At 29.9% G+C, this 9,546-nt stretch carries 11 protein-coding genes; 7 read left to right on the plus strand and 4 right to left on the minus strand.

Going from position 1 to position 9,546, the window contains the following annotated elements:
- The coding region (locus tag Q0C16_RS01790; RefSeq protein ID WP_292319331.1) for an AMP-binding protein at window positions 1-289 on the minus strand (289 nt) is incomplete at its 3' end.
- A 141-nt stretch (window positions 290-430) separates the two neighbouring features.
- Here Q0C16_RS01790 and Q0C16_RS01795 point away from each other — a divergent pair.
- A complete protein-coding gene (locus Q0C16_RS01795) occupies window positions 431-1,636 on the plus strand; it encodes an NAD(P)/FAD-dependent oxidoreductase (RefSeq protein ID WP_292319332.1) in 1,206 nt (401 codons plus the stop codon).
- A complete protein-coding gene (locus Q0C16_RS01800) occupies window positions 1,633-2,463 on the plus strand; it encodes a heme-binding protein (RefSeq protein ID WP_292319333.1) in 831 nt (276 codons plus the stop codon). Before Q0C16_RS01795 ends, Q0C16_RS01800 begins: the two co-directional genes overlap by 4 nt.
- Before the next feature lies 1 nt (window position 2,464).
- On the opposite strand, the gene merA is transcribed toward Q0C16_RS01800, so the two are convergent.
- The gene (gene merA, locus Q0C16_RS01805; RefSeq protein WP_292319334.1) at window positions 2,465-3,820 is read right to left on the minus strand and encodes a mercury(II) reductase; all 1,356 of its coding nucleotides are present in this window, start codon (window positions 3,818-3,820) and stop codon (window positions 2,465-2,467) included.
- 11 nt (window positions 3,821-3,831) lie between these two features.
- Window positions 3,832-3,996: a transcriptional regulator gene (locus Q0C16_RS01810; protein WP_367117877.1), complete on the minus strand. Its 165-nt coding sequence runs from the start codon at window positions 3,994-3,996 to the stop codon at window positions 3,832-3,834.
- A gap of 109 nt (window positions 3,997-4,105) precedes the next feature.
- On the opposite strand from Q0C16_RS01810, the gene Q0C16_RS01815 reads away from it, so the two are divergent.
- The 4 genes from Q0C16_RS01815 (at window position 4,106) to Q0C16_RS01830 (ending at window position 8,587) form a co-directional block, all read left to right on the plus strand.
- Entirely contained in the window at window positions 4,106-4,471 is a 366-nt protein-coding gene (locus Q0C16_RS01815) for a helix-turn-helix transcriptional regulator (RefSeq protein WP_292319336.1), read from the plus strand.
- 445 nt (window positions 4,472-4,916) lie between these two features.
- Window positions 4,917-6,308 carry a YeeE/YedE thiosulfate transporter family protein gene (locus Q0C16_RS01820; protein WP_292319337.1) on the plus strand — a complete coding sequence of 464 codons (1,392 nt, stop codon included), beginning with the start codon at window positions 4,917-4,919 and terminating at the stop codon, window positions 6,306-6,308.
- Window positions 6,309-7,111: 803 nt separating this feature from the next.
- Window positions 7,112-7,918 (plus strand): mechanosensitive ion channel family protein, encoded by an 807-nt coding sequence (locus tag Q0C16_RS01825; RefSeq protein ID WP_292319338.1) that lies wholly within the window; start codon window positions 7,112-7,114, stop codon window positions 7,916-7,918.
- A 192-nt stretch (window positions 7,919-8,110) separates the two neighbouring features.
- Window positions 8,111-8,587, plus strand: a complete 477-nt coding sequence (locus Q0C16_RS01830; protein WP_292319339.1) for a peroxiredoxin — start codon at window positions 8,111-8,113, stop codon at window positions 8,585-8,587.
- Between the two features lie 90 nt (window positions 8,588-8,677).
- Here the strand turns inward: Q0C16_RS01830 and Q0C16_RS01835 are convergent, their stop codons facing one another.
- Window positions 8,678-9,217, minus strand: coding sequence for a GNAT family N-acetyltransferase (locus Q0C16_RS01835; protein ID WP_292319340.1), 540 nt, complete (start codon window positions 9,215-9,217; stop codon window positions 8,678-8,680).
- Window positions 9,218-9,365: 148 nt separating this feature from the next.
- On the opposite strand from Q0C16_RS01835, the gene Q0C16_RS01840 reads away from it, so the two are divergent.
- Window positions 9,366-9,546: 4-hydroxyphenylacetate 3-hydroxylase N-terminal domain-containing protein (locus tag Q0C16_RS01840; RefSeq protein WP_292319341.1), on the plus strand; the 181-nt coding region annotated here is incomplete at its 3' end.

Raw genomic sequence — 9,546 nt, forward strand, 5'->3', positions numbered from 1 at the left:
ACGAATGAATAGCCACTCTATCGTAATCTTTTAGGCCATTTTCTATTAAAAAGTTCGCAAACCTGTTTGATAATGAATCAAGTTCACTATATTTATATCTTTTTTCTATCTTGCCATCATTATAGATTAGACCTACTTTATCAGGATTCTTATGGGAGGCAAACTTAGGAAAATCTGCAACAACCCATCTCAAAATCTTGTTATACTTTTTCATTAATTTTATAGAATTTTCTTCATTTATATCAGATAAGAGAACCGAAAGATCATAATTTAATTGGCTTCCCACCATTTGTACCCAAAATAAATATTTAGCAATAAGGATTAATAACTTTATACTATTTAGAATACACAATAATTTAAACAGTTTTATACAAAACCATATTAAAAATGTTAATACTGTGAACTTTTAATATAATATGGTGTGCCAAAAGTGTTAGAAACTATAAATACTGATATTTCTATAATAGGTGCAGGTATTGCTGGTTCTGCAATAGCTAGAGAATTATCAAAGTACGACTTATCTATAACCGTTATCGAGCAGAAAAATGATATAGGGCTAGAAGGAACTACAACAAATCACGCATTGGTTTGCCAAGGAGCTGATTCGTTAACTTTTAGACCTGGAACTTTGCATGCAGAATTAAACATTAAGAGCATACCTTTATGGCCAAAACTCGCAGAAGAACTTAATTTTAAGTTTAGAAGAATAGGAGGTCTCTGGCTAATTAGGGATAATTCTGATTTTAAAAAGTTTCAAAAGATGTATTCTAGGGCATTTAAATCGTCTCTAGATCCTAAATCACCCCTCTTAATACCTGAAGGTTCTTTTATCCCGTTAAAATTCTTAAATAAAAAAGAACTTAAAAATGAAGAACCAGAAATATCTGATGAATTCTTTGGAGCTCTTTATGATCCTAATTTGGCGACAGTTAATCCTCCAGAAGTTGCAAAGGCCTATGCAGAAAATGCTAAAGCAAATGGAACAGAATTTCTATTTAATACTAAAATAAATAATATCAAAAGAGTTTCAGGAAAGTTTGAATTATATTCTGATAAGTATATAATAAAAACTGATATAGTTATTAATGCCTCAGGAATTGAAGCTGATAAGATTGCAGAGCTAGCTAAGGCTAGAGATTTTTCTTATGTCCCCTTTAAAGGAACCATAGTGGAATTTGATGATGAATTAGGTAAAATGATAAATCATGAAACCCTTATTTTGCCTAGAGGAAGCCCTCACATGCAACTTATATCCCCTACGTATGATGGTAAACTAAGAGCTGGCATATATCTAGAAATGACATTTAGATCCAATAAGGAAATTAAAGATTATGCGATAAAACATGCTATAAATGTTTCAAAAACATTGTATCCTGGATTGCCTTTTGAAAATCATATTTTAAAATCATTTACTGGATTTATGGCGATGACGAATCCTGATACTGGTTGGCATGATTTTGTTATTGGAATACCTGAATTTGTGCCTAATTGGGTTAATGTAATTTTAGGTCCTGCTGGTGTTTCAGCATCGCCAATGCTCGGAAAAAAAGTTGTTGAGATTCTTTCTAAATCAGGTGTAAGGTTTGAAGAAAAGAAAAACTATCAGCCAAGCATTAGAAAAGGGGTGATATCATGAGCTTAAACAATACATTAAATTTAAATCTTGCTAGAAAAATAATTAATGCCATGATAAGCTTTTCCATGGATAACAATATGTTACCAGGAAGTTATGCTGTTACTGATTCTGGAGGTCATGTTGTTGCATTAGAAAGAAGGGATAGCGCTTTACCTGCAACTGTAGATCTTGCAATAGATAAAGCTTGGACCGCATCAGTGATGAAACTATCTGCAAAAGTTTTAGATCAAGTTATAACTAGAGGAGAGGGTTGGAGGCTTAATGTTAAATATCATGGGAGAATGACCTTGATACATGGCGCAATACCTTTAATAATCCAAGGGGAAGTCGTTGGGGGTATCGGGCATAGTGGAGAATCTATAGAAGGGGATGAAAAAATTGCTCAAGCAGGTTTTGCAGGGGCGTATAGAGAAGAAGAATTTGAAACCAATGTCGAAAAAGGTCTTGAGATTTCAAGAAGTATTGCGGAATCGGTAATAAATTATGTTAACAGCAATAAGTTAAAACCGGTCGCAATAACCATAACAGATGTAAACGGATGGCCTCTTCTAATTTATAGAATGGATGGAACTCCCTATGGTTTTGTTGAAATATCTAGAAGCAGGGCTTGGACATCATCTGCATTTAAATTAAACTCTCATGAAGTAACTAAAATAGTTGGAGAGATTATAGAATGTCCAAATGGAGAAGATTCTAATGAAAGATTTAACACATCTCAAGGGGGGATTTATATAGGAAATATAATAGGCTCTTTAGGAGTTGCTGGCAATAGTCCTGAAGAAGACTATAAAATAGCTACAAATTCTTTAAAATCATTGAATATCTAAACTATATACAACAGCTCATCTTTTTTATATCATTAGTAAATGAAAGAGCAGCTAATCTGATAGATTCACTCATAGTAGGAAAAACATGTATCGTATCGACTATATCATCGATACTAGCTCTCATCTTAATAGCTAACGCTGCTTCATTTATTACTTCCGCACCATTTTCTGAAACTAAATGAACTCCTAATATTCTTCTATCTTCTTTGTTAATTATCATCTTAATAAAACCTTCGTCTTCTCCTAAAATATTAGCCTTAGGTACATCACTCATCTTTATCAAACGAGTATCTATCTTCTGATTTTTCGATGCTTCACTTTCAGTCAACCCTACCATAGCCACGTTGGGTTGTATAAATACTGCTTGAGGAACACTTAGCATATCTATTTTTTTATGAGCGTTATTTATAGCATTTTCTGCTGCTATACTGCCCTGCTTTCCAGCTAATGATTCTAACATTTTATTTCCTATTACATCTCCTGCTGCAAATATGTCATAGTTACTTGTTCTTAGTTCATCATCTACTTTAATACCTTTATTTTCATTTAATAGCACTCCTGCGGATTCCAAGTTTAAATCTGTATTAGGAGATCTACCTGTTGCTATTAAAATTTCATCAGCTTCTATTTCTCCTTTATTAGTAACAATTGTTTTCCCTTCTCCATTTTTCTTAATTTCTTTTACATTAACATTAGTTATAACCGATATACCCTCTTTTTCCAAAATTTTTCTTACTTCTAGCGATATTTCAGGTTCCCAATTTGGTAGCAGTAAAGGCATATACTCTAGTATCGCTACATCAACACCAAGCCTTTTATACATCTGAGCAAATTCTAAGCCTAGAGGTCCACCTCCTAAAATAACTAGAGAATCTATTTTCCTATCAGGATTAAGAGCTTCTACATTAGTCCAATATTTAACTTCTTTAATACCTTTTATATTAGGAATTTTCGGAGAAGAACCTGTAGCTATGATAAACTTTTTTGCCTCGATTATCTTTTCATTTACCTTAATTTTTCTTTGAGAGATAAAATATGCTTTACCTTCTATTAATGTAACATCATAAGAAGATATTACATTCTCATATTTAATTTTTCTCATTTCATTAACCAAATCGTCTTTTTCTTTAAATGAGTCAAAAAACTGTGGATAGATATCTGTATTAAGGTGCTTCCTGTATTTTGCGTATAATTCACCTACATTAAGCATCTTCTTTGATGGCACGCATCCAAAGTTTACACAAGTCCCTCCTATTGGACCGTAACCTATCAATACTGGTTTAATTCCCAGCTCATTAGCCTTAATTAGCGAGGCAAAACCTGCTGCTCCATAACCTATTATTACCAATTCTTCCATTTTATATGCCTCTATTTTTTATAACTTCTTTCAAAAGCATCTGCACAGTGAGAACAGCAAAAATAATGTATTTCATCTCCTATTTTTCTTATATAAACGTCTTCTGGAGTTAACGTTTTTCCACAACTTTCACACGATTTTCCTCTAAGATCTGAGTTGTCTATTCTTAAATTCATTTTCATATTTTTCACCAAATATTTAAAAGCCTATAATCTTTATAAATTTACATATGAATAATTGTTCATATATAGATTTATAAACTTCACTCTTTTTATTAAAAAACAGATGATAAATATGCTGACCAATAAAACTAATAATGAACCCCTACTATCAGAATTAGTATCATTTTTCACAGCTTTGTCAGATAGAACTAGGCTAGAAATAGTTTTGTTTTTAATTAAAAAAGGTGAGGCTTCCGTACAGGATATTGCAAATAACTTAGGCAAATCGCAATCATTAATATCACATCACCTTTCATGTTTAAAAAATTGTGGTGTTGTTAATGTAGATAAAAAAGGAAAATATTCAATATATATAATAAGCAACAAAGAAGTAAAGGAAATAATAGACTTAGCTATAAATCACGTAAGCTCTTATAGCAAATCAATTTTATCTTGTGATATTCTAAGAGAAGAGAACAGCGAAAAATAGCTAAATAAACCAAACTAAAATAGCAACTTAGTTGTTTATCTATAATGTATTATTTAAATATAATTTCTAAGACTTATCTAATAAAGTTTGTATTTGCTGCCATATTATACTTATGCGCCCTCAGCAATTACTGCAACTTCATACCACTCTAATTCTTTTTCATCTTTTTTGCTAACATCAATTATTATTTTCTTTTCCTCTTTACTATATACTAGATTACTCATATTTTTTCACCTGTTTAATATACTATCTGACGAAGCCTTATAAGTTACTGCACTAGATAAAATAGACAGAAGTCTAAATAAAACTATTTAAAAAACCAAATTTTTTAAGGAAAATATTAAAAAAGTATAGATATATTTTCAATATATTTAATTAAAAAGAAAAATATTTATACTTATTGTATACACTTAATACATTTTGTAGTAACGAGGTGAAATATAATATGAGTACTGTAGAAAGTGGATCTGGTGATAAATCTGGTAAAACAATTTTTTGGATAGCAAGTTCGATTTTATTTGTAATTGCATTAATAATGTTGATCTATGGTATCTACCAACAAACAGTTCTTCATATTTATAAAGCACCCTTAATCTTAGGTATAGTTGCAGGTCTTTTGCTGGCTATTCCTCTAGAATTATGGAATTTCTCAGACCCTGATACGCTGTTCAGAGTGATGTCATTCCAAGATAGATTTTTAATGGTTTGTTTTGGATTTGCAATCGGGTTAGGAGCAATACTTCTTTATGGCTTAAATCTATTTGTACCTCATCCAAATTTTGGCATTAAAGATTTGTTTGTATTTGGTATAGTCATAGGAGGTTTAATATTTGGAGCAGGAGTAGGTATTGCTGGATACTTCCCAGGCACAGTATGGATAGCATTAGGCCAAGGCAGACGCGATGCAATTTACGCAGTAATAGGCGGCTTACTTGGTGCCTTTACATGGTCAGTAATTTTTGGTAATGTTAGATGGTTGTTTTGGAATACTTTAAATTTTGGACCAGTAACATGGGCAACATTGTTAGGATTTAACACCAAGCTTGAAATGTTTCTAGTAAGTATAGTATTTGGAATCTTATTATTGCTAATGTTCTTCTTTTTGCCAAGATATCCAAAACAATCTATGAAACAATCATGCGCATTTCATTTAATTGGAACAAATAAAGAAACAACAAAATTTAGCGATCTATTAAAAGAAGAAGAGAAAAAATATCCTAAAGCTAGAAAATACATTACAGAGCTAATTAATGAAAGCAGCATAAGAAATGCTAGGTCTATAATATTGTTAGGTATAGAATTCACTATAGCAGCGGTTGCAGTAATAATATTGAGACAAATATTTGGAGAATCAACAACATATTCTTGGATAGGAGCACAACTATCTTATTTAATAAATCCTAAATGGGCTGCATCGAATGCTTATTTCCAATTATTTGGAGGATTACATATAGTTAACGGTTCACCAGTTAACAACCCATTTAGTGAAATAGGTTGGGAACCTTTTTCAGACCTAGGCACCTTCTTAGGAGGGCTTATTTCATCATTATTTATTAGCAAAAGATTCATGGGATTTAAGCAACAAATACCAAATGTATGGCAACACACTTTCGGTACTTCAGCCAGCAAGAGAGCTTTAGGATCATTCATAGGTACTTTTATGGTCTTATTCGGTGCAAGGATGGCTAACGGTTGTGCTTCAGGTCATATATTAAGTGGAAATATACAAATGGCCGTTTCCAGCTTTCTATTTATGATAATGGTGTTAATAGGATCTTGGATAACACTTAGATACGTGCTACATTTAAAAATAAATGCTCAAGGATATGTTCAGTAACTAATAAAGCTTAATATTACGATTTTTATTAAAAATATATTCTATATATTATTTTTATTAAAAATTTTGAATAAATGTGTATTTTTTGATTATCTAATAGTAATAGAGTTAGCAATACGAAGAAATTTTTAACATTTTACATTACTATGCACATAAAACTCTTTAATATAAATATACTATAAAGTTTAATTTATTTTATATTTAGATTTCAATAAAACATATACACTATTTATTGATAAATAAATTGTCCAACAAACTCAAAAATATACTAAAGAATTTACCAATACATAGACTAGTAAACTACAATTTTTTATTTAATAAATAAATTATTAATTAATCACGTATGCTATACCGTAGCATTAAAAATATACGAATTGCTTCCTTTGCGGTATTACTTCAGCCTTAAGTAATACCGTTGTCTTTGGCTTATATAGAAGACATCTAATTTTAGCTATATGTTTTATACTATTTTTATGCTGAATTCCTAATTGAGGTATTACTTAAGACAGTAATAAAAAACTGACTAGACCCAATTGTATGATAAAATAATATTTTCTATATAAAAATTAAAAAATAAGTTAAGATAACCTCCAGTTATCTCTACTCTACACATAAGAAAAGTAGAGTTAACCGAAATTTAACTAACTTAGGTTGAAAAAAGGTTAAATTCCATTAGGAGGGCATAAAACTTAGGCACTACTAAAGGGGGATTCAGAATTTCGCAAAGTCGCTTTTCAGGATTTGGCAGATCGATTATAGAAATTGCAGTCATAATTTTTGTTGCTATATCAATTTATATATTTATGCAATTCTTAGGATTATTTTTTCATAAACTAGAGATTTATATGTGGGTTGTTAAGGATTTAATAGAATTAATAGCCAGTCTATTAGCAGTGAGAAGCTTAGGTAATGGGCTAATAAGACACCTATTACCAAAATATAAGGAAAGAGCAATTTCTATAGGCAATTTGTTTAAAATATTAGGCTATCTGATTGTTATTGTTGTAATAGTTGCGTTTACTAGAATTAGTACTGAATCAGCATTATTTGGCGGTACGGTAACTGGATTAGTTCTAGGTTTAGCTTTGCAACCTGTGTTAGGCAATTTATTTGCCGGATTAATAATACTTGGTACAAGATTTATAAAGCCGGGGGATATTATAACAGTTTTAAATTGGCAAATACCATATCAATGGGCTCCTAATCCAGGATATAAGTTTTTCTCTCCAGATTATATCGCACCTGGATTTAAAGGTAGAGTTTTAGAAATAGGATTATTTTCGTCATCATTAGTAACAGAGCAAGGACATGAAATAAAGATACCAAATCAAATATTATTAGGAGGCGCTGCTATAGAACACTATACGCAATGGAGTGATTATATAACAAATACTCTTAGAGTAGAAATTCCTATAGCAGATATAAAATTATTTGAAAGCAAAGCTAAGGAAGTTCTATCTAAATTTGGTAATAATACAGAGATTTATATATCTGAACAAAGTGATAAAAATTATGTAATTTACTTAATTAAAATAACTATGCCTATCAATGAAGATTGGTTAAAGATAAAAGATAGCATTTTGAGACAATTAATTACATATAAGCAATGAACGATTTATTTACTAGTTTATTCACTAGTACACCAATTTCTTAACTCCAATAAAAATTCTACATTACCTGCTTTAATTATAAAAAATTTACAAGAGAAATTAAAAAATACAAAAACTTTGCCTTTAATTATAAAAAAGAAGTATAAACAGGAAAATAAAACTTTTATAACACAATCTAATAAAGGTGAAAAAATGAGCAATGAAAAAATAAAAGTAGGCAGCAAAGCACCTCTTTTTGAAGCAATAGCAGATAACGGAGAAAAAATTTCATTAGCAAATTATATTGGAAAATACAATATAGTGTTATATTTTTACCCTAAAGACTTCACCCCTGGTTGTACTAAAGAAGCGTGTTCTTTTAGAGATAATTGGGATAAATTAAAAGATTACAACGCTATAGTGATAGGTATAAGTTCTGATAACCTAGAAACTCATAAAAGGTTTAAAGAAAAATACAAAATACCATTCATATTATTAAGTGATTCAAAAAAAGAAATTAGGAAAAAGTACAACGCTGAAGGCTTTATATTTGCTGATAGAGTAACTTTTGTTATAGATAAAAATGGCATAATAAGAAGCATTTACAAGTCTCAATTCAACATCGAAGCTCACATAAATAATGCGCTAGAAACATTAAAATCGCTAAGCGTAAAAAATGAGTCTAAATAAAATCGTTACAATGAATTTTATTATAATTTTAATAATAAATTCTACAATTAGTTATAATTAAACATTAAATTTATTCTTGAACGGAGAAATTTATTTATTGAAATTAGAATTTTCAGTATATTTATAATACATTAATATAACATCGTAATATTTGTCTTTCCTTTTAATTCTATTTGGAAAAATACCATATGTTATAAAACCAACTTTTTCATATAATGAAATTGCTATCTTGTTATTAGAAAAAACTTCTAACTGTATTATTTCAAATAAGTTTTTTCCTTCCTCGAGCGCTTTAAGAATTAGCTTTTTCCCAATACCTTTGCCTCTATATTCTTTCCTAATAGCTATACCCAAATTTCCAATATGAGATAACTCTGAATTTGGCCTTAGCCTATGAATATCGCACATCCCTACTACTTTACCATTTTCTTCTGCAACAACAGCTATTGCGTCTTTCTTTAAAACTTCGGAATAAAGGTTGCTGAACCAACTAACTTCGTCTATGTATTTAGGAGGACTTTTATATAATACTAAACCTAAATCAGGATTTTCTTTTAATTCTTCATAGTATGACAAATAGTTATCTATTAGATCATTCATATCACTCCATTTTAAATCTCGAATAATCATAATCTCACTATAAACAGATTAGTTATTGCATTTATTAAGCTTTCCTTATTAATATATTTAAATAAGTTATAACAAGATATTAATATCTTATCATCTATTGAATACATTAATGCATAAAAATATTAATATCTTATAACCTAATTCTATAATGGTGTTAGATTTGGGTTTACGAGACCCTATAGAATATATAAATAGTTTAAGAGATGGTAGGGAAGTTTATTATAGAGGTAAAAAAGTAGAAGATATAACAAAACATGAGGTTTTAAAATCTACAGTAAATCATGCATCTTTAATATATAAATGGCAACAGGATGAAAAAACAAGGGAAT

The organism is Caldisphaera sp., assembly GCF_023256325.1.
In the GTDB taxonomy this organism is placed as follows: Archaea; Thermoproteota; Thermoprotei_A; order Sulfolobales; family Acidilobaceae; genus Caldisphaera.

What these genes read in the sequence shown, in the direction of transcription:
- Q0C16_RS01800 (WP_292319333.1), top strand. Translation starts at nt 1,633, where the DNA reads ATGAGCTTAAACAATACATTAAATTTAAATCTTGCTAGAAAAATAATT.
- merA (WP_292319334.1), bottom strand. Translation starts at nt 3,820, where the DNA reads ATGGAAGAATTGGTAATAATAGGTTATGGAGCAGCAGGTTTTGCCTCG.
- Q0C16_RS01810 (WP_367117877.1), bottom strand. Translation starts at nt 3,996, where the DNA reads ATGAATTTAAGAATAGACAACTCAGATCTTAGAGGAAAATCGTGTGAA.
- Q0C16_RS01815 (WP_292319336.1), top strand. Translation starts at nt 4,106, where the DNA reads ATGATAAATATGCTGACCAATAAAACTAATAATGAACCCCTACTATCA.
- Q0C16_RS01820 (WP_292319337.1), top strand. Translation starts at nt 4,917, where the DNA reads ATGAGTACTGTAGAAAGTGGATCTGGTGATAAATCTGGTAAAACAATT.
- Q0C16_RS01825 (WP_292319338.1), top strand. Translation starts at nt 7,112, where the DNA reads ATGCAATTCTTAGGATTATTTTTTCATAAACTAGAGATTTATATGTGG.
- Q0C16_RS01830 (WP_292319339.1), top strand. Translation starts at nt 8,111, where the DNA reads ATGAGCAATGAAAAAATAAAAGTAGGCAGCAAAGCACCTCTTTTTGAA.
- Q0C16_RS01835 (WP_292319340.1), bottom strand. Translation starts at nt 9,217, where the DNA reads ATGATTATTCGAGATTTAAAATGGAGTGATATGAATGATCTAATAGAT.